Below are 22,549 nucleotides of genomic sequence, written 5' to 3' on the forward strand. Positions count from 1 at the left end.
ACGGCACCAGGCGGTGGATCGCGAGGCCGCCGCGGGCCGGGCGGTCGCCCGCGGTGACGCCGGGGGCGGCCTCGTCGGTCTCCTCGCGCAGCCGGCTTGCGCCGAGCGAGAGCACCAGGACGACCGGGCCTAGCATCAGCACCCGGACGAGCTTCACCAGGGTTCCGACCTGGACGCTGAGCGCCGCGACCGGCGCGGTGGCGGCGAGGACCTGCGGAACAGCGTAGACGGTGAGGCCGGCGAGCACGCCGTACTGCATCGGCGACAGACCGAGCAGCGGCACCAGCAGCGGCAGGCCGAGCACCACCAGCACGCCCAGCACCGCGGTGAAGGCGATGGAGGCGGCGACATCCTCGCCGTCGGCGCCGATCACCGGTGCCGTGGCCGCGATCGCCGAGTTGCCGCAGATCGAGTTACCGCATGCGACGAGGATCGCCATGCGCGGGTGCAGCCCGAGCGCCCGGCCGATGCCGTAGCTCGACAGGATCGCGACCACGACGACGCCCGCGATGCCGAAGAGAAGGCCCGGTCCGGCGGCGAGGATCGTCGCGAGGCTGAGCGACGCGCCGAGTAGTACGACCGCGATCTCCAGCACGGTCTTGGCCCCGAAGGCGATGCCGGGAAAGAAACGCTGCGACGGGGTCCAAATGGTGCGGATCGCGCTGCCGAGCAGGATCGCGAGCACCAGGGCTTCGAGCCAGGCACGACCGAACAGGTGCGCCTCGGCGGCCTCGAAGCCGACCGCTGCGGCGGTGACCGCCACACAGAGGCCCAGTCCCGGAAGGATGGCTCTCGTGCCGGCCAAGGCACGCATTGACCGAGCGTGGGAGAAAAGTCTGGGCGCGGACATGGGTGGCTCCGATGTGATGCCGGAGAATCCCATGTTCTTTTCATTCACTCCAACGGAATGATTAGATGCTTCCCATCACTGAAATAGATGAAATAAGTGCCCCTTCGCAGATCACGGAGACCCATTGTGAGAGGCCGACAGGCGGATTCACCCGTCGATCCAGTGGGCCTTGATCGTCGTGTCCGCGGCAAGCTCATAGATCCTGACGGAGCCCGTCGCGAGTTCGAGGTGCTCGACGTCCGCCGGGCTCAGGTCTTCGAGCGCCATCACAAGCGCCCGCAGGCAATTGCCGTGGGCGACGACGAGCACGTCTCCGCCCATGACCGCCGGCTGGATGGTTCGGAGGTAGCATGGCACGATGCGGGAGACGGTATCGCGCAGGCTCTCACCGTTCGGCGGCGCCTCTGCGTAGGAGCGGCGCCAGGTCTCGATCCGCTCCGCCCCCCAGCGCGCATCGGCGGCGATCTTGTCGAGCCCGCTGAGGTCCCCGTAGTCTCGCTCGTCGAGCGCGGCGAAGCTTTGGGGGACCAATTCGGGTTGCCCGAGCGCATCGAGGATAAGCCGGCCGCTCACGACGGCCCGCGTTAGCGTCGAGGTGAAGGCAGCGGAAAAGCGCCAGTTGCACTCTGCCAAACGCCGGCCGGCTGCCTCGGCTTCCCTCCGGCCCTGCTCGGTCAAGGGCGAGTCCAGCAATCCCGTGAACAGGCCGGATCGGTTGGCTACGCTCTGGCCATGCCGGACCAGCACGAGATGTCGCGTGACCGGGGCTTTGCAATCGTGAATCACGCTGTCTCCCGAGGCAGAGCACTTTCGTGCCGGTCGCATCGCCTCTGATGATGTCGGCATCCGACTTTAACGAACTTCGACCCTGCGATGGGTTGGACCGTCCATCCGGAGACGGCGGGTCATCCTAGGTCCGCTTAAGAACGTCTTGCGACTGAAAGCAGCCAAGCTGCTTCCCACCCGACCCAGACGTAGGTCATCCTCCGCCAACCTGCCACGAAGCGGACCTTCCCAGGGTCCGAGAAGGGTCCAGGCCGTGTCAAAACTCGAAGGTGTGAGCTTTTGCGGTTGGGTGACGTCCCGGTCTCGCGAGAAGGGGGTATTCACCGCGCCGAACGTGTTCTTACGGTCGGGAGACGACCAGTTTTGGTTTGAAGGCGCCTCTTGGACAGCTTCCCGGCTTATTCGGCGGACGAGCCGAGCCCTCGCTCAGGCTGGGATCGCCGCAAGGAGCTTCCGGCTTCCCAAGATGTTGAGAACTCGGGTTAGATTGTAGGCCAGGACCTGAAGGGCCATCTCGGTCGAGACGCGCGGCAGGGTCTTGGTCAGGAAGTGCGTGGCCCCCATCCGCGCCTTCAGCGTGCCAAAGGGATGCTCGACCGTCTCGCGCCGGACCCGCATGGCCAGTGGATCGCCGTCCAATCGGCGCTGCACGGTTTCCAGCACGTCCTCGTGCTCCCAACGCGTCACCCGGCGCTCCTTGCCCGTCGTGCAGTCCGCCTTTAGCGGGCAGGCCGAGCAAGCATTCGTCCAGTAACGATGCAGCGTGAGGCCATTCTCCACCGTGGTGCAGCGATGTGACAGCGTCTCACCCGCCGGACACAGGTAGGCGTTCTTCTCACGATGGTAGAGAAAGTCCTCTTTGCCGAAGCGTCCGGCGGCCTTGGCGCCTGAGGTCATGGGCCGGGGCAGCATGACGGAGATGCCGGCTCGTTCGCAGGCGAGGATTTCCTGGCCGGAGTAATACCCCCGGTCGGCCACCGCATCGAGCGTATCCGTCTCCAAAGCCTGCTTGGCCCGCACTGCCATTCCACTGAGCTGCGCTCGGTCCGAGCCGGCATTGGTCACCGCGTGAGCCACGATCAGATGATGCTCGGTCTCGACCGCCACCTGGACGTTGTAGCCCACCATGCCCGACCCGCGCCCGCTGGTTGCCATCGATCGCGCATCGGGATCGGTCAGTGAGATCTGCCGGTCAGGCGCCGCCTTCATCTGCTCTTCCAGGCCGGCCAACCGTTTCATCTCCTGCCCAAGGCGAGCGATCTTCTCCTTAAGCCGCACCACCTTGGCGGCCAGTTCGGGTGTGGGATCCTGACGATCGGCCGTGTCGAGCTGCGAGAGGTAGCGCAACACGCTTTCCTCAATCTGCTGACGGCGCCGGTCGAGCTTTCCTTGCGTGAAGTTGCGGTCGCGGTTGTTGACCGCCTTGAACTTCGAGCCGTCGATCGCGACGCGCGTCCCCGTCAGAAGGCCCATCTCGCGACACAACGCGACGAAGCGGGCACAGGCGCGTCCTATGGCCGGTCCGTTCTTACGGCGGAACTCAGCAATGGTCTTGTGATCGGGCGACAGCTGGCCCGTCAGCCACATGACCTCGACGTTGCGGCCCGCTTCGCGCTCCAGACGTCGGCTCGACGGGACCCGGTTGAGATAGCCGTAGACGTAGAGTTTTAGGAGAGCGGTCGGATGGTAGCCCGGTCGTCCCGTTCGCGCCGCATCGACACCCGCGAAACCGAGCCCGCCAAGATCCAGCGCGTCCACGAAGGCATCGACCACGCGGACCGGGTTGTCCTCGGCGATCCAGTCTTCAAGACAAGGCGGAAACAGCGTCGTCTGATCGCGCTCGGCACCGACAACAAACCGTCCCATGCCATCCTCCGGTCGATCCGGAAAAGATACCATCAGCAGGGTTTTGACACAGCCAGGGTCGGAAGCGGACGGCATCAAGCGTCAGGTTTCGACCACTAGGCCTCGGGGTCGATATCCGACGTTTCAGGTCCTCCTCCGCAGGGATCTCGGCGTGGATGCGACCATTGCGGGCAACAAAGGTGCGGGTTCTCCTTGGCTCGCCGCTCACCGCGGGGGAACGGGCGAGGATCCGAACGGGTTCTTCGGCTCTGCCGCATGAGGCGGTGAGTGTCCCGAGCCAGCAACCGTCAAGGGACCGATCCAGGAGTTCGGGCGCATGAACCAATCCTCTCCGTCCGCCCGTGCCGGTATCATGGCGCGCCTCGGCAAACGGGAGATCGGTCTGCCCGTGACGCTGTTTTGCGTCGCCGCCCTCATCCTCGGGTTTGGTCTCCTGGCCGACAAGGTCATGGAGGGCGGCACGATGGGGTTCGACACCCGCGTCGCCCACTTCTTCCGTCCACCCGGCGCGGCTGGTCCGATTGGACCGGATTGGCTGCACGAGATGGCCCGGGACGTGACCTCCCTGGGCAGCATGGTGATTCTCTGCTTTCTCATCGCGGCTGTGGCAGGCTACCTGCTCCTGATCCGCAAGCAGGGGGCAGCGGTCCTGGTGGTGGGCTCGATCCTGGGCGGGACGGTCATCAGCTTTGGCCTCAAGCTCCTCTTCAACCGTCCGCGACCCGAGATCCCCGGCGGCATCCAGGTGTTTACCGCCAGCTTCCCCAGCAGCCACGCCATGCTTTCCGCCGTCACCTACCTGACGCTCGGTGCCCTCATGACGCGCGTGGCGGCGGGCGCTCGCCTCAAGGCATACTTCATGGGGCTGGCCGTCTTCCTCACGGTGGTGGTCGGGATGAGCCGGGTCTATGTCGGGGTGCACTACGCGACCGACGTGCTGGCGGGCTGGTGCGTGGGGTCGGCCTGGGCGGTCCTGTGCTGGGTCGTGGCCCTCCAGCTTCAGCGACGCGGTAAGGTCGAGAAGCCCGACCATGTCGCGGGCGAGGAAGGCATCGAGGCATAGGACCCCATGCGCCGTTCTTCCTAAACGCATCCTCCGCCTGACTGAAGGGACGGACGCATCCCAGTATTCGTTCGATTAGCAGGACCGCATCGTCGATGCCTGCGGCCAAGCCGTCCGACCATTACGGGCACGACCGAAATGATGCCGTTAGGGGGCCCGTAGGGCGGCCGGATCAAGCGGCGCTGGTGGTCTCGGCCGGCCCGGCTTGCCGACTGCCTCCCAAGCTATCAAGGCGGCCCCGAGGCTGATCCAGATATCGGCCATGTTGAAGGTGAACCAATGCACCTCCGCCGGGTGCAGGTCGAGGAAGTCCGTGACGCGGCCGTCCGCACATCGGTCGATGAGGTTTCCCAGGGCACCGCCGGTCATGATGGCGAAACCAACTCCTTCCGACGCTCCGGTCGCGCGGAATGCCAACCCGGCAACGAGGGCCGTCAGCATTCCCTGAAGCGCAAGAAGGACGACCAGGGACGTCGCGTCATGCGCCGGAAGCAGGCTGAAGCTGATGCCATGATTGAACGCGAGCCTGAGGTCGAGCATCGGCAGTACCGCGTGCACGGTTCCGTCGGAAAGCCTGTCGACCGCCAGCGCCTTGGTCCACAGGTCGGTGCCCGCCGCGGTCACAGCGATTACGACGAGGGCGCCGACCTCGGCCCTTTCCCGTATGAGACGCATCGGCTCAAGCCCGGAGCAGGCGAAGGGCGTTGGCCGTCACTAGGACGGTCGCCCCGGTATCCGCCAGGATGGCCGGCCATAGCCCAGTGATGCCTGCGAGCGTCGTCACCAGGAACACGGCCTTAAGCCCCAGCGAGATGGCCACGTTCTGGTGGATGTTGCCGAGCGTCGCCCGGGACAGCGCCACGAGGGCGGCCACGTCCGATACCCGGTCGTTGAGGATGGCCGCGTCAGCCGTCTCCAGTGCCGCGTCTGTGCCGCCGCCCATGGCAATGCCGACGCTGGCGGAGGCGAGCGCGGGGGCGTCGTTGATGCCGTCGCCGACCATAGCGACCGGGCCGACCTCCTTCAACGCGCCGATCTCGGCGAGCTTGTCGGCCGGCAGCAGGTCGGCCCGGACCGATAGTCCCAGGCCCTTGGCGATGGCCTCGCCGGTGCGCCGGTTGTCGCCGGTCAGCATCACGCATTCGACCCCAAGCCGGCGCAGGGCCGCGACGCCGGCGACCGCATCCTGTCTGGGCTCGTCCCGGACCGCCACGACGCCGAGCGCCTCTCCGTCCCGAACCACGACGACGGCGGTCTTGCCGGCTTCCTCAAGGGCCTGCACCGTCGCTTCCGCTTCCGGCAAGAGGCTGGCCAGCGTCGCGGCGTGGCGCGGGGATGCCACCGCGACCGTGCGACCGGCGACCGTGGCCTGGACGGCCTTGCCGGGAACCGCACGGGCATCGCGTACGGGGCGCAGGGGGATGGCGTCGGCCTCCGTACGTTCGAGGATCGCACGAGCGATGGGGTGGCTCGATCCGGCCTCCACCGTCGCCGCGAGCCCGAGCAGGGTGCGATCCGTCATGTCCGGGGCAAATGGGAGGACGTCGGTGACCCTTGGACGCCCTGCCGTGAGCGTCCCCGTCTTGTCGAACGCGACGGTACGCACCCGTCCGATGGTCTCCAGGGCGGCGCCGCCCTTCACCAGCAGTCCCCGCCGCGCTCCGGCGGCAAGACCCGAGGCGATGGCGGCCGGGGTCGAGAGCACGAGGGCGCAGGGGCAGGCGATGAGGAGCAACGCCAGTCCGCGATAGATCCAGGTGCCCCAGTCGGCGCCGAGCAGCAGCGGCGGGCCAAGCGCCGCCAGCGCGGCGACCGCGAAGGCGACCGGGGTGTAGACGGCGCTGAAGCGGTCGATGAACCGGGCGGTCGGCGACTTCGAAGCCTGCGCCTCCTCCACCATGTGCAGAATGCGGGCGACGGTGTTGTCCGACGGCATCCGGGTGACCCTGACCTGCAGGACCCCGTCCGCATTGACGCTGCCGGCATAGACGGCGTCCCCGACCTCCTTTGGCCGGGGCACCGATTCCCCCGTGATCGGGGACTCGTCGAGGCTCGACGTGCCGTCCGTGACCTCGCCGTCCGCAGGGACGCGGTCACCCGGGCGCACCAGCACGGTTTGGCCGATCACCAGGGAGGCGGCCGCCACCTCACGCACGGCGCCGTCCCCCTCGACCAGGCGCGCCGTCTTCGGCACCAGGCCCACGAGGGCCTTGATGCCGGCCCGGGACCGGCCGGCCGCAAAGCCTTCGAGCATCTCGCCAACGGTGAAGAGGAGGACCACCACCGCCGCTTCCTCGGCGGCATGGATGGCGAGCGCCCCGATGGTGGCGACCGACATCAGCATCTCGATGGAGAAGGGCGAGCCGTTGCGGGCGGCGGCGATGGCGCGGCGTCCGTAGAAGGCGAGACCCAGGAGCGCGCCGGGCCAGTAGGCGTATTCCCCGGCCAGCCCGGGCCGAACCGTCTGCAGGAGAAATCCGCTTGCGAACAGGACGGCGATGCCCAGCGCCAAAAGCCCCTTGCGGCTGCGCCAGGCGGGGGTCTCCGCCTCCTCCTCGACGATGGCCGGGGCCGCGATGCCCGTCGTCTGCGAGCGGGCGAGGTCGGCCGCGGTCGGCAGGGACCCGACGCCATAGCCGAGCCCCGTGATCCGGTTCTCCAGGTCCGCCCTGGGTGTCGAGCCCTCGTCGAGCACGAGGTCGAGGACCTGGGCCGTGTAGTTCACGCGGACGTCGCGGACGCCGGGCAGGCGGGTTACCGCTGTTTCGATCTTGGTCGCGCAGCTCGGGCAATCCATGCCCTTCACGCGGTAGCGCAGCGCAGCGCCCGCGGGGACCGCTCCCGATGTTCCTGGCCCTGACATGGCAAGCTCCGTCGACCCGGGCCTCGCGCCGAAGGGTCTGAGGCCCTACATGCACCCTGTAGCAACTACAGGGTCAAGGCCATGGCGCACGCACCCCCCATGACCATCGGCGACTTGGCCGCGGCGACGAACACCCGCGTCGAGACGATCCGGTGGTACGAGAAGGTGAAGCTCCTGCCGGCAACGGAAAGGTCGGCGGGCAACTACCGTCTCTACGGTCCGGAGCACCTGCGCCGCCTGAGCTTCATCCGGCGGGGACGGGACCTCGGCTTCACGGTCGACCAGATCCGGGAGCTTCTCGCCATGGCCGACGACCGCGACCGGTCCTGCGCCGAGGTCGACACCATCGCCCGCGCCCACCTGGCGCAGGTCGAGCGCAAGCTGGCCGACCTGACCCGGTTGGCGCATGAGCTGCGTGACGTCATCGGTCAGTGCGGCTGCGGGTCCGTCGCCGACTGCCGCATCATCGAGGCTTTGTCTCCCCACGGGGATCCGTCCTGAGGATGGATCGGCCCCGTCGGCATCAGGGGGAAGTGCGTCCTCCCGCCGATGTTGCAGAGGCAGTACAGAACGTAGACGCAGGCCGGGATGGCGATGAGGGCCAGGGCGAACGCCCGGCCGGCCGCGCGACGGACGTGGGGCCTGACGCGGCGTCGGCGACGTGGGCCGCCGCCGCCCCAGTCGGCGATGGTTCGGGCGACCTTCTTGCTCATGCCGACCCTCCTACTCGGCGGCGCGGAGATGCGGTTGGACCGGCTTGGGCCGATCCTTCCTCTCGGGGGCGACCGCACCGGCGAACCTGGCATAGAGGGCCGGCAGGACCACGAGGGTCAGAAGGGTCGCCGAGATGAGGCCGCCGATGACTACCGTCGCCAGGGGGCGCTGGATCTCTGCCCCGGTCTCGGTCGCCAGCGCCATCGGTACGAACCCGAGGGATGCCACCAGCGCGGTCATCGCCACTGGACGGAGCCGGGTCATGGCGCCCTCCATGATGGCCTCGCGCCTTGGCCGTCCCTCGGCGATGAGCTGCTTGATGTAGGTCAGCATCACCAAGCCGTTGAGCACCGCCACCCCGGACAGGGCGATGAAGCCGACGGCCGCGGGCACCGAGAACGGGATGCCCCGCAGCCATAGGGCGGCGATGCCCCCGGTCAGCGCCAAAGGAACCGCGCTGAACACCAGGAGCGCGTCCCGGGCCGAGTTCAGGGCCGAGAACAGCAGCAGGAAGATCAGGAAGAAGCACACCGGGACGACCACCATCAGGCGCTGGCGGGCGGAAGCCAGGTTCTCGAACTGTCCGCCCCAGGTCACGTAGTAGCCGGCCGGGAGCGACACCCCCGAGGTTACCTTGTCCTGCGCCTCGGCCACGAGCGAGCCGATGTCGCGGCCCCGCACGTTGGCGGTGACCACGACCCGGCGCCGGCCGTTCTCGCGCGAGATCTGGTTCGGGCCCTCCGTCACCGAGAAGCTCGCGACCTGCTTCAGGAGCACGGACGCGGCGCGCCCGTTCGGTCCGGGAGGTAACGGCACCGGGATGTTCTCCAGGGCCTCGCGGTCCTCGCGCACCTTGTCGTTGAGGCGCACGACGATGGGGAAGCGCCGGTCGCCCTCGAAGACGACGCCCGCCTCGCGGCCCCCGATGGCCGCCCCGATGACGTCCTGGATCGCGGACGTGCTCAGGCCCAGGCGGGCCGCCTCGGCCTTGTTGATCCCGATCTCCAGGAACGGCAGCCCAGCCGTCTGCTCGACCTTCACGTCGTCCGCGCCCTCGACCCCGCGCAGGATGCCGGCGATCTGGTTCGCGGCCGCGGTCATCGCGCCTAGGTCATCGCCGAAGACCTTCACGGCGAGGTCGCCGCGTGTGCCGGCTAACAGCTCGTTGAAGCGAAGCTGGATGGGCTGGGAGAACTCGTAGACGTTGCCCGCGAGCGCCCCGAGGGCCTTCTCGATGCTCTCCTGCAACTCGGCCTTGGACAGGTCCGGGTCCGGCCATTCGGCTTGCGGCTTCAGGATGACGAAGGTGTCCGACGAGCTCGGCGGCATCGGGTCCGAGGCGACCTCGGCGGTTCCGGTCTTCGAGAAGACGTAGGCGACCTGGGGGAACCGGCCGATGGCCTGCTCGACCTTCAGCTGCATCGCCTGCGATTGCGACAGGGACGTCGACGGGATGCGCTGGGCGTTCAACGCGATGCTCTTCTCGTCGAGCTGCGGGATGAACTCCTGCCCCAGACCCCTGAACAGGATGCCTGCCCCGACAAGCAACACCAGGGCGACCGCGACGAACAGCATGGGCACGCGCAGGGCGGCCCCGAGGACTGGGCGGTAGGCGGCCTTGATCGCCCGGACGAAGAGGTTGTCGGTCTCGGTGACCTTGCCGGTGATGACGATGGAGATCATCGCCGGGACGAAGGTGAGCGATAGGACGAAGGCCGCGACCAGGGCGATGATGACGGTGAGCGCCATCGGCTCGAACATCTTGCCCTCGACCCCGGTGAAGGTGAGGAGCGGCACGTAGACGAGGATGATGATGGCCTGCCCGTAGAGGGAGGGCTTGATCATCTCCTCGGCCGAGGCCCGCACGGTGGCGAGGCGCTCCTCCAGGTCGAGCTTTCGCCCGAGTTCCCCTTGGCGTTCGGCGAGATGGCGAAGGGCGTTCTCGGTGATGATGACTGCCCCGTCGACGATGAGGCCGAAATCGAGGGCCCCAAGGCTCATCAGGTTGGCGCTGATGCGGCCCTGGACCATGCCCGTCATGGTCATCAGCATCGCCACCGGGATGACGAGGGCTGTGACGATGGCCGCGCGGATGTTGCCGAGCAGCAGGAACAGGATGACCACGACGAGGGCCGCGCCCTCGGCCAGGTTCTTGGCGACCGTCCGGATGGTGGCCTCGACCAGGACCGTGCGGTTGAGGACCGTCTGGACCTCGACGCCGGGCGGGAGCGTGCGCCGGATGCCGGTCATGCGCGCGTCGACCGCGGCGGCGACGGTGCGGCTGTTCTCGCCGATGAGCATCAGGGCGGTGCCGATGACGACCTCCTGCCCGTCCTCGCTGCCTGACCCGGTGCGCAGATCGCGCCCGATTCGCACCTCGGCGACGTCGGAGATGCGGACCGGCACGCCGCCGCGCGTGGTCACGACGACGGAGCCGATGTCCTCCATGCTCTCCAAGCGGCCGGCGGCGCGCACGACGTAGCCCTCGCCGTTGTCTTCCAGGTAGCGTGCACCCTGGTTGGCGTTATTAGCCTCCAGCGCCCGCCCGATGTCGGCGAAGGACAGGTCGAGGGCCGTCAGCCTCATCGGATCGGGCTGGACGTGGTACTGCTTCTCGAAGCCGCCGATGCCGTCGACGCCGGCCACGCCCGGGACGGTCCTCACCTGTGGGCGGATGATCCAGTCCTGGACCGTGCGCAGGTAGGCCGTGCGTTCGAGCTCCGTCGAGAGCCTCTGGCCCTCGGGTGTGAGGTAGCTGCCGTCGGGCTGCCAACCGGGTTTGCCGGGCTTCGAGACCTTGCGCTCCCCGGGCTTCGCGTAGTGCACCGACCACATGTAGATCTCGCCCAGGCCCGTCGAGATCGGTCCCATGCGCGGCTCGACACCGGACGGCATCGCCGCCTCGGCCTCCTGAAGGCGCTCGGCAACCTGCTGGCGGGCGAAGTAGATGTTCGTCGCCTCGGAGAAGACGGCGGTGACCTGGGAGAACCCGTTCCGGGATAGCGAGCGGGTGTATTCCAGGCCCTTGATGCCTGAGAGCGCGGTCTCGACCTGGTACGTGATGATGCGCTCGATGTCGTTCGGCGAAAGCGAGGGCGCCGTGGTGTTGATCTGCACCTGGTTGTTGGTGATGTCCGGCACCGCGTCGATGGGAAGCTTCGTCAGCGAGAACACGCCGGACCCGGCCGCTAGAAGCGACAGGAGCACCACGAGCCAACGCTGATGGACGGAGAAGTCGAGGATCTTCGAGATCATGGCCGGTCCCCGCTCAATCGTCGTCGCCGGCGTCGGCCTTGCCGAGCTCGGCCTTCAGGACGAAGGAGTTGGCCACTACGACCTCGTCTCCGGGCTCCAGGCCGGCGACGACCTCGTAGGCATCGTCGTCCGCCTTGCCGAGGGTCACCTCTCGCTTCGAGAAGCCCTCCTCGGTCCGCACGAAAACCACCTTCTCGCCGCCGATGGTCTGGATGGCGGACTTCGGCAGCCGCACCGCGACCTTGTCCTGGGCGATCTCGATCTCGGTCGTGACGAAGGTGCCCGGGCGCCAGGACATGTCCTTGTTCGGCAGGGCGACGATGACCCGGGCCGAGCGCGTCTCCGGGTTGAGGATCGGGCTGACGAAGACGACCTTGCCCTCGGGGCGGGGAGCGTCCTCGCCCCCGACGATGGTCACCCTGGCGCCCTCGCGGACCTTGGACAGCTCGGTGGTGGGGACGGGGAGCTCGATCCAGAGGGAGGAGAGGTCGGCCACGGTATAGACGTCGGCCGGGTCCCCCTCGCTGCCGACCTTCGTTCCGACGTCGACCTTGCGCTCCACGATCCGCCCCGCGAGGGGGGACCTGAGCTCGAAGCGGCGAAGCGACGACAAGTTCGGAGTGGTTTCGTCCTTCTTGGCCGCGGCGGCGACCTCGGTCGCGTTCAGCCCGAGGGCCGATAGCTTCTGGCGGGAGAGATCGACCCGCAGGCCCGCCTCGGAGTAGGCGGCCTTCGCGTTGAGGAAGGCCGATTCCGCCGAGATCCTCTTGTCCCAGAGGGCCTGCTGCCGGTCGAAGTTGGTCTTTTCCAGATCCGCCTTGACCGTCGCGGTGAGGAAGTCGCTCTTGGCATCCGCGACCTCGCGGCTGTCCAGGACGGCGACGATCTCGCCCTTGGCGACGTCCTCGCCGAGACGCTTGCGCATCTCCGCCACTGTCCCGGCGACCCGCGCAGGCACCCGGGCGATCCGGTCGGCGTCCTGGGTGATGGTGCCGGGCACCAGGAGATGGCGCGAGAGGATGCCGCCCTCGACATGCGCCAGCTTGATGTCCTGCTCGGCGGCCTGCTCGGCCGTCATCTTGATCTTGCCCTCGCTTGCCTCGTCGTGGCCGTGCGCCTCGCCCTCGGCGTGTTTGTGGTCGCCGTCGACCTTGGTGGCTTGCGCCCCGGTCACGGCCGCGTTGGTCGCCGGAGTCTTGGCCGCGGTGGAGGACAGGCCGGCGGTGGCCAGCGCGCCCCGCACGCTCTCGGACACGCGGGGGACGGCACCGCCGATGGCGACGCCTATGGCCAGGAGGGCCACGGATATGATTGCACGCATGGAAGGGAGGCCGTTCGCATAGGACCGCGGTCACCGCCTGGGGCTGGGTCGACGGTCCGGTTCAAGTCAAGCTCGCTCAAGGAGCCGGCATCCGCTGGGATGTCCGGTCTGCATCCGCCACGGCCGTGGCGGTGCCGCCTCAGGCGCGAGGGGGCCTTGGAAGGCGACCGGCGGAGATCGAGGCTACGGTGACGTCGGCCGTGGCATAGGACAGGCGTCCGGCGGTGGCGATCGGAATCCCGGGTGACGCCTCGATGCCAATGGCCAGATGGCAGCCGCAGGTCGCATGGCAGGCCGGGCACCCGTCGGGCTGGTCCGGCGCACCCTTATGCGAGGACGTGGCGAACGCGGGCGCGTGATCAGGAAGGCGATGGGCGTCGGCGGAGGAAATCGCACAGGGCGCCATGAGCGCCAGGAGGAGGACGAACGACAGCAGGCGGACGGCGGTCGCCCACCAGCCGCGCGACGCCTCGTAGGCCCTAATCGGGAATCCCGCGCTCATGACTGCCTTATGGACGATCCGGAGGCGCTCGTACATGCCGGACGGGCGTCCCAGGGCGCCTATCCGAATGCCGACATGCTCGGGGGTGCGTCCGCGGAGACGTCGCCCCCCTCTGCGTCTGGGGTCGCCGTAGCGTCGCGATTCCCGGCCGCCCGAGCAGGTCGGCGAGGAGCGGGACCGGGCATCGGACATGCTGCGCACCTAGTTTGGAACCGGTCCTGGCGATCGTCCGACAAGCCGAAGATGGAGCTGGGTTAGGCACGGGCGGCCCCTTCCACGAAGGGACGGAACCGCGCACCGGCCCATGCGTAAAACCCTCCAGGCCACGCTTACCGGGGATCAACCAAGGGAGCCGGGCCGCCAGCCTCAGCAGAATGCCGCGGTTGAAGTTCGGGTAGCATGGTGCTACCTCTTGGAGGCTGGATGGCGCCGCACAATCCCCTGGCAAAGGTCCGCGCGCTCGCCGCCGACGAGGAGGCCTGTTCGTTCTTTTCTCCCGTCCTCGAAGAGCTCAGGACCCGTAAGCTCGACACGGACGACCTGCGGGCGATCATCCAGACGGAATTGGGCGAGGCGCACTTCAGCAAGTCCGAGCCGACGCGAAGACACCACCCGACCACCGTGTCGGACTACTACTCGATCTGGGTCGACGACTGCGCCGACTGGATGTTCCTGAAGCTGCTGGTCACCGGCGCTGACGTCCTGGTCGTCACCTCATTCAAGAAGGATATCGATCGATGACGATGGAGGCCTGCCAAGCCTGCGAGGCGATCGCGGTCTGCGAGCGCATCGAGCCCTTCGTGGTCGAACGGTCGGGGAAGAGCCTCGCCATCCAGGACCGTCGCATGGTCTGCGTCGAATGCGGGAACGTCAGCTATCAGGGCTCTCAGATCTCCGAGCACGAGCTCGCCGTCGCCAACGCCGTGCGAGAGATGGACGGGCTCCTGTCCGCCGCCGAGCTCAACGCCATCCGCCTCAAGTACAAGCTCCGCCAGGCCGACATGGAACAGATCCTCTCCACCGGCCCGAAGACCTGGACCCGCTGGGAGCGCGGCAAGGTTCCTCAGAGCAAGGTCGCCGACCGCTACATCCGCGCTCTAGCCCGGGACCCCTACCTCGCCCGCCGCGAGATGCTTGCGGCCGGGGTCGTAAACCCGGAGGCCGAGGGCGTCTTCGCCCAGATCGAGCTTGACGATCGCAAGCGCGCCCACGCCGTCATGCGCGACGCCCTCGGGCGGCGCACCGAGATCGACCACGAGCGCTTCGCCGCCCTCGCTGCCGACGCGGCCTTCGACGCCTTCCATGGTAACCACGCGAACCCGGAAGCCGTCGCCGCATGAGCGAGAAGCCTCCCATGGGCGTGCTCCACCACCTTCCGCCGAGGAAACCCCTCGCGGATATGGAGGATTTCCGGCGCGACGTGGGAGAGACCATCGCGGCACAGTTCCGGGAGCAGAACGAGATCCTCCGCGCCGAGCGCGGTGAGCATCTAGCGCGTGTCCGGGAACAGGATGAGCGCCTCCAGCGGCAAGGCGAGCTCATTGAGCGGCTCACCCGCGGCGTCGAGCTCCTCGTCACCGAGATGCACGGCGTCCGGACCGGCAAGGCGGAGGAGGCCTTCGCCCGCGTCGGCGGCGAGGGCGCCGCCCCGGACCTGCCCACCGTCTCCGCGGAGTCCGCAGTGGTCTACATCTGTACCGCGGGCAGTATCGGCCGGAAGCTCGACTTCCGCGCCAGCGAGATCGGTACCCTGCTCGGCGCCAAGGGCCTGCGCTGGGCGGGCAACGGCGCCTACCAGGAACTCGGACGCGAGGTCGGCCCGAACCATACCAAGTTCTGGCACCGCGACGTCCCCGCCCGGCTCCGGCGCGTCCTGGACGAGAACAACCCAGCCCGCCACGGCATCACCGATCGCAGTGTCCTCGCGATCTTCCGCAAGTGGAGCGCCCGCCGGACCGGCGGCCCAGACCTCCTCGACAGCATCGAGGCGCTCAAGGCCTGAGCCCGGGCATCAGTTTCGGTGTGCCGCGGCGATTTGCTGTAACCTTGGTGACGGGGTTTTGATGAAAGCGCATCTAAGAAGCTATAAGCGTTGTCACGCGATCTATCTCATCGGATTGTATTGTACTTATACATATCCATCCCGGACTAATTATCACGCATTCGCTACGCGAACCTCTCAACCAGAGATAATAATGGCATGATAGGTATCGGAGGCGAAGAATTCTACAAAATATTTCACGAGGAAATTGAAAAACCTCGAATATTTGCTGATATAAATCAGCTTGCGCCGTCCGACATCGAACTCAGAATTCGCGCAATCTTCACTGGGCATAATTTCGATTTGGATGCTGTCGGCTTCGTACAAGCCTGTATGTATCAGCGAGAACAGAAGCTACCTTTCATAAAAATTGGACCCAAGCGACTTACTGAAGATGTTGACCTACTCGTTAAGGCCGTCGCATTCGGAATAGTTGCCTGTCAAGAAATATCAACCGATCTCAGATTTAGTCTGTCAAGACCAGATTCGAATCTATATGTAAACGGATTTCCTGCATGTTGTTTGAGAGATATAAATCGGATGCACGATGATGATCAAGATATGGATCACTTAGAATTCACACGATTACATGGAGCTGCCGTGCTTGATCAAATCCAGCCTGTCATTCGTGATTTAAAAACATATTGGGGGAACGAACCTCTCAATAAAAGCGTCCTGAAAAAGAGGTTTTTCTTACCAATAAAATATCAAACAATTTCAGATATTCTCGAAACTGTCCCCGGTGAAATCATGCAAAGTTCACTAAGAGGACAAATTGAAAGGGCAGCACATGTAAGACATGAAAGATTGAGACTGCTTAGGAGCCCCCGGTTACCTTCGATAGACGATGAAAAGGCGATTTTTGATATTTGAAAAATTGCCTTTTACACTGATCGGTGCGAACTACAAACGGCCGGAAGTGAACAGAAGCCGGGGCTGGCTCGATAGCCGGGAAGTCAGCCGACGACGCTGGTTCCCATCGCGTCGGGAGCCTTCAGGTCACACGACTGCATCCCGTGGGGCGATCACGTTAATTACGCGGCCTCGAAGGGCGGCACGACGACGCTGAAGTGCACCCTCGCCCAGGAATTCGCCCCGCGCGGGGTGCGCGTGAACGCCATCGACCCGGCGCCGTGAGGACCGGCATTAACGCGGGCCAGATGCAGGGTAAAAATCTGCGCAGTGCGGTGTCGCAGATCCAGTATGGTCGCATCGGACGGGTCGAGGACATCGCCTCAGCCATCGCGTTCCTAGCCTGCGACCTGTCCGACTACATCGTCGGCGACACCCTTCTCGTCGATGGTGGGATGACCACTCCTGGCACGATGCCTATCGGCGGTAGGCCGGGGCCCGTACCTCCAAATCCGATTGATAGGTGAAAACCGTTAAGGCGCATCAGGGCTCGTCGCGGCCTGCGATGTTCCGGTCGGCATCCCGCTCGAAGGTCGAGGTGGTCAGCGCGTCGGGGATCCGCTCGGCGATCATTAGAAAGGGGCCTTGCGTGGTGTCGGGGGCTAGCAGGGCCAAGCTGCCGCGGCGGAGGGCGCCGTCGATCTCAACTAGGTGGCCGCGGCACCTACTGCGGTAGGCGACGATGACAGAAGGCCGTCAAACGCCCTTTTGCTGCTCACGAAGCTGATCCACCCAGGCCCTCAGGTCCCCGACGGCCTTGAGCAGTTCGTCTGGGCGCAGGGGAGCAGCGTTCCGCCCGGGAGATGGATCGTGGGCTTCCGTCTGATTGCAGCACCGTTTGAAGCCGGCGGCGAAATCCTCGACGTTGGCAACGGTCAGGCTCGCCACCTTTCTCAGGTCCTTGGTGCTGATGTAGTCGCGGTGCCTTTGGATGACGCAGTTGAAGGCCACCTCCTCAAGGGCCCGTTCCCAGGTGCTTCGTAACCTGCTGAAGAAGTGGGAGGCCGCAGCCCCGTACTCATCATCCCGATTGTCGTCGTAGAGGACCTTGGCCGCCCGCGCGTCCTTCTCAAGAGCGTCGAGGCGCTCCCGGACCTTAGCCCCGATCCAGGGCAGTCCCTGGTTCACGACGCCCGCGCCGGCAGAGGTGTGGGTGAGCGAGATCAGGGAGACCGGGATCCTGCCGTCGATTGACAGCGCATGCAGGTCGTTCAGGAAGACGAGGTCATGCGTGAAGACGATAATCTGCCGGACGCCCCCTTCCTCGACCAGCCGCTCGGCGACCTTGCGCCGCCACCGATGGTCCAGCGAGGAGACCGGATCGTCGAAGACCAGCGTCGATCCATGAGCCGCGGTAGCGAGCTCGGTCAGGAAGGCGGCCAGGGCCACGCAGGTCTGCTCGCCCTCGCTCAGGATCTCGCCGACCTTCGCCCTCTCGTTGGCGAACAGCCGGACCTGGTACTGCGGGGAGCCGTACCTGCCGCCCGAACGGACGATGTCGACCCTCACCCTGTGGGCGGCCAGCTTCTGGATTTCTTCCTGAAAGCGATCGCGGACCTTCGGCGTGATGACCTTGTCGGCGATCGTGTTGCCGAGCGTCGTGATGGCATTCGTCGCCATCTCGGACAGGCAGTCCTTCAAACCCGCCAGCTCGCTCAGCCGTGCCATCTCGATCCTCGCCTTCGGCAGCAGTGCCTCCAAGAGTGCGCGGTCACGCAACTCGTCCCGTTCCGCAACCAGCCGTACCCGACCGGCGGGATCGACCGCCGTCAGAAGCTCCTTGGCATAGGCCTGCGTATCATCCGCAAGAGTCGTCAGCGTGCCGATGATGCCGGCCGCAACCACGGGCATTGGACCCGCCCCGCGGTCGGCGAGTGCCCGCGTGCAGATCCATCGCCGAAGCCGGACGGTCGCCAGCCCGCGCAGGATCGCGGCGGCGACATCCGGATGGGTCACCGACAGCTGGCGGCGCAGCGGAAACCCGGACATCCGCAGCGACAGACCCGACAGCTTCCCCAGGGCCTCCTCGTAGGCGACCTCGGCCTTCCGCGCCTCGCGCTCGCTGTCGGCCGTCACAAACTCCTCAAAGATCAGCTTCAGATCCCCGGTCCCTTCGGAGATCGGCTGGTGGCAGAGCACGCAGACCGCTTCCGCGTCCGTTCGCGGGAAGTCGTGCCCCTCGTAGGCGACATGCTCCGAGTAATGCCGCGCCGCGTCCCATAGGGCTCGCCAGGTCGCCTCCCCGACCCCCTTCAGGGCGCTTCCGCCGAAGGCGCGTTCGGCCGCGAGCGAGGCGGCGGAGCGTTTGGAGCGGGCGGTCCCGGCGAGCGCCGCAAGCTGCGCGAGCTCCGCATCCGACACCGCCCCGAAGACCCTATCAAGCTCCTCGGAGAGGCGGCGTACGGCCCGGGCCAGCTCGCGCTGCTCCCCTGAGGCCCGGACCAGGTCGCGAGCCAGGTCCTCCTCAAGCCGGCGAAGCCTTGCGCGCTCCTCCGCTGACAGGTTCGACAGCTTTTCCAGGGGTCCGAGGTCGGTACCCGGAGCGAGCGCGCCGAGAAGCCGCCCGACCCGGGTCCCAGACCCGAACGCGGGTTCCGTGAACGCCGAATCCCGCGCCTGCTCAACCGCCCCCTGTTCCGCCGTCAGCGCCGTGCGGATCGCTTGGCAGACGCCGGCGAGCTCATCGGGGATGTCGAGCCCGAACGGACGGAACGCGACCTCGTTCCTCTCGCGCACATGGACCATTCCGCATTCGCGGTCGAAGACGCTGACGCTGGAAAGGATGGCGTGGGGAGAGCCCGCGGCGGTCCAGGCCAGCGGCGCGATCGGATCGCCCGATACGACGCATCCGATCGTGGCGGATCCCGCATCGGCACCGCCGCCGAAGGCATTCGGCAGGATCTCGCCGGGGGAACGTGCCCGGCACGCCCGCTTCAGGATGCGGGCATACCCGGATTTTCCTACCCCGTTGTCGCCGTAGACGATCGTAATTCCATCGGGTTCAAACGAGAGTTCCTGGCCGGGAGCGAGCCGATTGACGCCCATGACATCCCTGATCGAGGTCAGCGCTACCTTCTCACCGGCGGTGGCCATGGACGGAACATGCTCGGCGCCCAAGGGCGACGGTGTCACCTCGATACCGGGAAAGCCACATCCCCTCTTGCAGAGCAGTGCAAGCTCTTGGTGATCGTCGGCGTCGAGGGTGCGCTTGGCCACTATGCGACGTAGGGCGTCCCGCTGCCAGTCAGGCTTATTCCTCGACCATTGCAGGATGATCTCGAAGACCGAACCCGTCGCCGCCATCGAGACTCGTTCCCCCGCACGGGTTCGAGCTTAGCAGCAGGGCCCTCGGATCCGTAAGGGGCGACGCGTCAGTTGAGTGTTTTCGACCAGGCCATCTCCTCCCCCCGTTACTCCTATCCGGTGTAACGCGGAAATTGCGAACTCCCGGACCTCAGGGATCCAGTCCGAGGCGGGCCGCGAGGGCGGTCGCGACGGCCTCGCGCCGGTAGACGACCGCCGGCTTTCCGGCCGCGATGGCCCGTTCCGTGCGGGCCTTGAGCGCGGCGGCCGCCGCCAGCAGAACCCTTCCCGCGTCGATCGGGCTCGCGAGGCGGTACCCCTTGGGCGCGCCTGCGATGACGACCGCCAGCCCGTCAGCGATCGCGCGGTCGAGCGTCGCCGGGTCGGGCGCGCCCGCCTCCGCCGCCCGGGCGCGGGAGGCCGCCTTGACGGCGCGGTTTGCCTCGCGTGCACGGGCGGCCGAGGATGAGGTGCGGGGTGCGGTCATGGGCGTAGGATGCCGTGACGAGGTGCAAGGCACCATGACATGTCACGCCATCGGCACTCACTCGGCACTCCCTCGTGCGCACGTCGTGCTGAGCTCAGCATTTCCTCAGCATATTTTTGGGCGTTTCAGTCTGCATGATCGGCGATTCATCAAGAGCGAAATCGCGATCCGTTCAGGACGCATGCTGCAGCCCCCCCGGAAACGGGGTGTTCACCATCCCATGTGGATCCACGTGGCACCGGGTTGACGGGGAGTCCCGCCCAGGCGCGAATTGGGCGGTGAGATCCGCCCCGCCAGGAGAGACGCCCATGTCGCACCAGACCCGCAGCTTCGCGATCGACAGCAGCATCCGCGTTGGCCAGGGCCTGGCTCTCGGGCACTCCGCGATCCAGGGTGCCTTCGACGGCCTGCGCGCTCGGCAGGACACGGACCGGCACGCCGTCTCGCGCCTCGCCGGCCGCCTCGGGCAAGCCCGCCGGGATGCCGTCGCGGTCGAGGCCGAGGCCGATGCCCTTGCCGCTGAGGCCGCCGAGCTCCGCCTCCTCCTCGGCGCCGCCCTGCAGCGCGCCGCGGCGGCCGAGGCCCGGGCCGAGCGGGCCGAGCGCGCGGTCGTCGCCGCCGCCCGGCGCCAGGGCCTCGTCTAGCCTCAAGCCCCCCCAGACATGCGAAGGGCCCGCCGGGATGACCGGCGGGCCCTTCGTCGTTCGGTCGCTGACACGTCACATGCGGCAGGCGGCGACGCGGGCGTGGGCCTCGGGGGTCTCCAGGAGCCTGTAGGCCTCCTCGATGACCCTCTTGTCGTCTGCGTCGTACTCGCCGGGGCGAGGCTTCGGGGCCTCGGCATCAAGGCGCGCCTGAAGGGACGGCATCAGGGGCAGGCCCCCATGGATCTCCGAGAGGGACTCGGCGCGGAGATGCTGCTCGACGCGGAACGCGGGCACGAATGCCAGATTGCACCGGGCGCCAGTGTCGAGGCCGGCGAGCCAGGATGCGACGTCCCGCGGGAGCGGGGCGAGATCCCTGCCGGAGCGGCCAGTCGGGTCCATCGCGGCTCGGTTGTGCGCGATAACGAGCTCTCCGAGGCCAAGCGCGACCGGGCGCGGGCCGGCCGCGGCGCGGTTGTCGTTGGCCAGGGCGACCTCGGCGACGTCGGACGCGTGGACGGCCGGACGGGGCAGCAGGGCCCCGAGGACACCGCCGATCCCGGAAGCCGTGAGATCCAGCGCCCGAGCCGGGCCCTCCAGGCCGGCTCCGACGGCGGTGGCGGTGCGGTCGACCGCGGCCTTCGCGACGCCGGCGACGCGCTTCACGTCCCCGTACAGGGACACGGCGGCCTCGCGGGCGTCGCCAAAAATGGCGGCGATGAGAGCGGCGATGAAGGCCAGGATTTTCTTGAGGTCGATCATTGCGGGACTGCCTAAGTTGAACTGAGGGAGACGGAGAGACAGGGGCGAGGGTATCGTCAGGCCGGGGCTAGCAAGTCGCCAGCTGGGACGCGGCGCCGGCCTCGGCGCACCGGGGCCTCGCCGAGGGCGCGCTCGCAGAGCTCGTCGGGCAGCTGCAGCCTGTGCTGATGGATCAGCGCGAGCCCGTGGGCGGCCTCGCCCCGGTCGAGGACCTCGCGCTCGGCGAGGACGTGACCGCTCCAGGTCGTGGTCTGGCTGAAACCCTCGCCGTTCTGGATGGCGGCCCAGTCCTCGTCGAGGGAGGCGAGGTAGCGCAGCCCCTCCAGGGTCGCAGCGCGCACCGCCGGGTCCTCTGCCCGGGCGTAGAAGTGCGGCATCGCCGGGCGCCCGATCCTCTGCTCCGCGCGGACGCGGTTGGCCTCGGCGTTGGACAGCCAGCGCTCCGCACGCTCAAGATCGTAGGGCCCCCATTCGGCCCGGTGCGCGGTCTCGGCCGCCTCCGTCAGGGACCGGCCGAACTGCCAGGGTGCCGCCCCGACGAGCGCCTGAAGCCGCTCGCGAATCGGTCCCGCCATCTCGTCGACGCGAGCCTGCGCGGCGAGCCGGCGTTCCTCGGCCCGAGCGTTGGCCTCGTCACGGGCGGCGCGGGCCTTAGCGATCGCGGCGTCGGCCGCCGCCCTGAGCGCCGGGACGTCCACGTCCTCGGCCGAGATCCCCCACCAGCACGGCGGCAGGTTCGGGGTGCCGGCGCGGTCCGTCCAGGAGAAGCCCGCCGCGACCATCAAGCCGCGCTCGGCTCGGTAGGCGTCCGAGAAGGTCTGCGGGGCCTCGTCCATGACGAAGAGCGCCATGGCGTGGCCGTAGCGGAGGCGCTCGCCGACGTGGCGCCAAGGGAAGCCGTCGAAATCGAGCGGGGGAGCGGTCAACCGGGGCATGGGGCGTGTCCACCGGGGAAATGGTTAACGCAAGCTTATGCTCCGAAATAAGCCCGGCCAATAGTCTTTTTGACAAAGCTGGTGCATTGGCTGCATGTTGATCTGCGTTCGTTAGGAGACCCCCGGTGCCCCCGAACCCCCAAGCCCCCCAAACCCCCCCAATGTAGCCCCCCCAAGGTGAACGCGGGAAAAAGCAGTTGGAAACCCGCGGGTTGCCCCCCCCAAAAAAAGCCCCCCAACCCCCC

Annotated in this window: 19 protein-coding genes and 1 pseudogene; 8 read left to right on the top strand and 12 right to left on the bottom strand. The window is 67.2% G+C overall.

Translation table 11 applies throughout. The features are described from left to right. The 3 genes from FV227_RS21295 to FV227_RS21305 form a co-directional block, all read right to left on the bottom strand. Positions 1–850, bottom strand: an 850-nt coding sequence (locus FV227_RS21295) for a putative sulfate exporter family transporter (protein WP_246687877.1), incomplete at its 3' end; no start/stop codon positions are given. Between the two features lie 147 nt (positions 851–997). Next, entirely contained in the window at positions 998–1,636 is a 639-nt protein-coding gene (locus FV227_RS21300) for a 2,3-bisphosphoglycerate-dependent phosphoglycerate mutase (RefSeq protein WP_056250445.1), read from the bottom strand. Between the two features lie 426 nt (positions 1,637–2,062). Continuing rightward, positions 2,063–3,502, bottom strand: coding sequence for an IS1182 family transposase (locus FV227_RS21305; RefSeq protein WP_056250443.1), 1,440 nt, complete (start codon positions 3,500–3,502; stop codon positions 2,063–2,065). A 316-nt stretch (positions 3,503–3,818) separates the two neighbouring features. Between FV227_RS21305 and FV227_RS21310 the strand changes: the two genes are divergently transcribed. Next, positions 3,819–4,565 (top strand): phosphatase PAP2 family protein, encoded by a 747-nt coding sequence (locus FV227_RS21310; RefSeq protein WP_056250441.1) that lies wholly within the window; start codon positions 3,819–3,821, stop codon positions 4,563–4,565. Positions 4,566–4,712: 147 nt separating this feature from the next. Here the strand turns inward: FV227_RS21310 and lspA are convergent, their stop codons facing one another. After that, a complete protein-coding gene (lspA, locus tag FV227_RS21315; protein ID WP_056250438.1) occupies positions 4,713–5,240 on the bottom strand; it encodes a signal peptidase II in 528 nt (175 codons plus the stop codon). 4 nt (positions 5,241–5,244) lie between these two features. Continuing rightward, entirely contained in the window at positions 5,245–7,428 is a 2,184-nt protein-coding gene (locus FV227_RS21320) for a heavy metal translocating P-type ATPase (RefSeq protein WP_056250436.1), read from the bottom strand. A gap of 99 nt (positions 7,429–7,527) precedes the next feature. Between FV227_RS21320 and FV227_RS21325 the strand changes: the two genes are divergently transcribed. Beyond that, positions 7,528–7,929, top strand: coding sequence for a helix-turn-helix domain-containing protein (locus tag FV227_RS21325; RefSeq protein WP_056250434.1), 402 nt, complete (start codon positions 7,528–7,530; stop codon positions 7,927–7,929). 222 nt (positions 7,930–8,151) lie between these two features. Here the strand turns inward: FV227_RS21325 and FV227_RS21330 are convergent, their stop codons facing one another. The 3 genes from FV227_RS21330 to FV227_RS21340 form a co-directional block, all read right to left on the bottom strand. Beyond that, positions 8,152–11,397, bottom strand: a complete 3,246-nt coding sequence (locus FV227_RS21330; protein ID WP_056250431.1) for a CusA/CzcA family heavy metal efflux RND transporter — start codon at positions 11,395–11,397, stop codon at positions 8,152–8,154. 13 nt (positions 11,398–11,410) lie between these two features. Continuing rightward, positions 11,411–12,718 carry an efflux RND transporter periplasmic adaptor subunit gene (locus tag FV227_RS21335; RefSeq protein WP_056250430.1) on the bottom strand — a complete coding sequence of 436 codons (1,308 nt, stop codon included), beginning with the start codon at positions 12,716–12,718 and terminating at the stop codon, positions 11,411–11,413. A gap of 139 nt (positions 12,719–12,857) precedes the next feature. Continuing rightward, the gene (locus FV227_RS21340) at positions 12,858–13,256 is read right to left on the bottom strand and encodes a hypothetical protein (protein ID WP_246686484.1); all 399 of its coding nucleotides are present in this window, start codon (positions 13,254–13,256) and stop codon (positions 12,858–12,860) included. A gap of 387 nt (positions 13,257–13,643) precedes the next feature. Between FV227_RS21340 and FV227_RS21345 the strand changes: the two genes are divergently transcribed. The 5 genes and pseudogenes from FV227_RS21345 to FV227_RS21370 all read left to right on the top strand — a co-directional run bounded on the left by FV227_RS21345 (position 13,644) and on the right by FV227_RS21370 (position 16,640). Next, complete coding sequence (locus FV227_RS21345) at positions 13,644–13,961, top strand: type II toxin-antitoxin system MqsR family toxin (protein WP_055958963.1); 318 nt, start codon at positions 13,644–13,646, stop codon at positions 13,959–13,961. Next, a complete protein-coding gene (locus FV227_RS21350; RefSeq protein ID WP_082477521.1) occupies positions 13,958–14,560 on the top strand; it encodes a type II TA system antitoxin MqsA family protein in 603 nt (200 codons plus the stop codon). The genes FV227_RS21345 and FV227_RS21350 overlap by 4 nt, the downstream gene beginning before the upstream one ends. Next, the gene (locus FV227_RS21355; RefSeq protein ID WP_056149076.1) at positions 14,557–15,222 is read left to right on the top strand and encodes a hypothetical protein; all 666 of its coding nucleotides are present in this window, start codon (positions 14,557–14,559) and stop codon (positions 15,220–15,222) included. Before FV227_RS21350 ends, FV227_RS21355 begins: the two co-directional genes overlap by 4 nt. A gap of 198 nt (positions 15,223–15,420) precedes the next feature. After that, a complete protein-coding gene (locus tag FV227_RS21360; protein ID WP_147859846.1) occupies positions 15,421–16,134 on the top strand; it encodes a hypothetical protein in 714 nt (237 codons plus the stop codon). Between the two features lie 138 nt (positions 16,135–16,272). Then, positions 16,273–16,640, top strand: a pseudogene (locus FV227_RS21370) (SDR family oxidoreductase). A 229-nt stretch (positions 16,641–16,869) separates the two neighbouring features. Here the strand turns inward: FV227_RS21370 and FV227_RS21375 are convergent. Both FV227_RS21375 and FV227_RS21380 read right to left on the bottom strand, forming a co-directional pair. Further along, positions 16,870–19,476, bottom strand: a complete 2,607-nt coding sequence (locus FV227_RS21375; protein WP_147859847.1) for an AAA family ATPase — start codon at positions 19,474–19,476, stop codon at positions 16,870–16,872. Between the two features lie 151 nt (positions 19,477–19,627). After that, positions 19,628–19,963, bottom strand: a complete 336-nt coding sequence (locus FV227_RS21380; protein WP_056250420.1) for a hypothetical protein — start codon at positions 19,961–19,963, stop codon at positions 19,628–19,630. Between the two features lie 308 nt (positions 19,964–20,271). Here FV227_RS21380 and FV227_RS21385 point away from each other — a divergent pair, with 308 nt between their 5' ends. Further along, positions 20,272–20,607, top strand: coding sequence for a hypothetical protein (locus tag FV227_RS21385; protein WP_056250418.1), 336 nt, complete (start codon positions 20,272–20,274; stop codon positions 20,605–20,607). A 75-nt stretch (positions 20,608–20,682) separates the two neighbouring features. Here the strand turns inward: FV227_RS21385 and FV227_RS21390 are convergent, their stop codons facing one another. Next, on the bottom strand, positions 20,683–21,369 hold the full coding sequence (locus FV227_RS21390) for a hypothetical protein (protein ID WP_056250416.1): 687 nt from the start codon (positions 21,367–21,369) through the stop codon (positions 20,683–20,685). A 56-nt stretch (positions 21,370–21,425) separates the two neighbouring features. Next, positions 21,426–22,304 carry a hypothetical protein gene (locus tag FV227_RS21395; protein WP_056250414.1) on the bottom strand — a complete coding sequence of 293 codons (879 nt, stop codon included), beginning with the start codon at positions 22,302–22,304 and terminating at the stop codon, positions 21,426–21,428. Positions 22,305–22,549: the final 245 nt, after the last annotated feature.

Origin of the sequence: Methylobacterium sp. WL119, from assembly GCF_008039875.1 — a bacterium.
In the GTDB taxonomy this organism is placed as follows: Bacteria; Pseudomonadota; Alphaproteobacteria; order Rhizobiales; family Beijerinckiaceae; genus Methylobacterium.

What these genes read in the sequence shown, in the direction of transcription:
- FV227_RS21305 (WP_056250443.1), bottom strand. Translation starts at nt 3,502, where the DNA reads ATGGGACGGTTTGTTGTCGGTGCCGAGCGCGATCAGACGACGCTGTTT.
- FV227_RS21310 (WP_056250441.1), top strand. Translation starts at nt 3,819, where the DNA reads ATGAACCAATCCTCTCCGTCCGCCCGTGCCGGTATCATGGCGCGCCTC.
- lspA (WP_056250438.1), bottom strand. Translation starts at nt 5,240, where the DNA reads ATGCGTCTCATACGGGAAAGGGCCGAGGTCGGCGCCCTCGTCGTAATC.
- FV227_RS21320 (WP_056250436.1), bottom strand. Translation starts at nt 7,428, where the DNA reads ATGTCAGGGCCAGGAACATCGGGAGCGGTCCCCGCGGGCGCTGCGCTG.
- FV227_RS21325 (WP_056250434.1), top strand. Translation starts at nt 7,528, where the DNA reads ATGACCATCGGCGACTTGGCCGCGGCGACGAACACCCGCGTCGAGACG.
- FV227_RS21330 (WP_056250431.1), bottom strand. Translation starts at nt 11,397, where the DNA reads ATGATCTCGAAGATCCTCGACTTCTCCGTCCATCAGCGTTGGCTCGTG.
- FV227_RS21335 (WP_056250430.1), bottom strand. Translation starts at nt 12,718, where the DNA reads ATGCGTGCAATCATATCCGTGGCCCTCCTGGCCATAGGCGTCGCCATC.
- FV227_RS21340 (WP_246686484.1), bottom strand. Translation starts at nt 13,256, where the DNA reads ATGTACGAGCGCCTCCGGATCGTCCATAAGGCAGTCATGAGCGCGGGA.
- FV227_RS21345 (WP_055958963.1), top strand. Translation starts at nt 13,644, where the DNA reads ATGGCGCCGCACAATCCCCTGGCAAAGGTCCGCGCGCTCGCCGCCGAC.
- FV227_RS21350 (WP_082477521.1), top strand. Translation starts at nt 13,958, where the DNA reads ATGACGATGGAGGCCTGCCAAGCCTGCGAGGCGATCGCGGTCTGCGAG.
- FV227_RS21355 (WP_056149076.1), top strand. Translation starts at nt 14,557, where the DNA reads ATGAGCGAGAAGCCTCCCATGGGCGTGCTCCACCACCTTCCGCCGAGG.
- FV227_RS21360 (WP_147859846.1), top strand. Translation starts at nt 15,421, where the DNA reads ATGATAGGTATCGGAGGCGAAGAATTCTACAAAATATTTCACGAGGAA.
- FV227_RS21375 (WP_147859847.1), bottom strand. Translation starts at nt 19,476, where the DNA reads ATGGCGGCGACGGGTTCGGTCTTCGAGATCATCCTGCAATGGTCGAGG.
- FV227_RS21380 (WP_056250420.1), bottom strand. Translation starts at nt 19,963, where the DNA reads ATGACCGCACCCCGCACCTCATCCTCGGCCGCCCGTGCACGCGAGGCA.
- FV227_RS21385 (WP_056250418.1), top strand. Translation starts at nt 20,272, where the DNA reads ATGTCGCACCAGACCCGCAGCTTCGCGATCGACAGCAGCATCCGCGTT.
- FV227_RS21390 (WP_056250416.1), bottom strand. Translation starts at nt 21,369, where the DNA reads ATGATCGACCTCAAGAAAATCCTGGCCTTCATCGCCGCTCTCATCGCC.
- FV227_RS21395 (WP_056250414.1), bottom strand. Translation starts at nt 22,304, where the DNA reads ATGCCCCGGTTGACCGCTCCCCCGCTCGATTTCGACGGCTTCCCTTGG.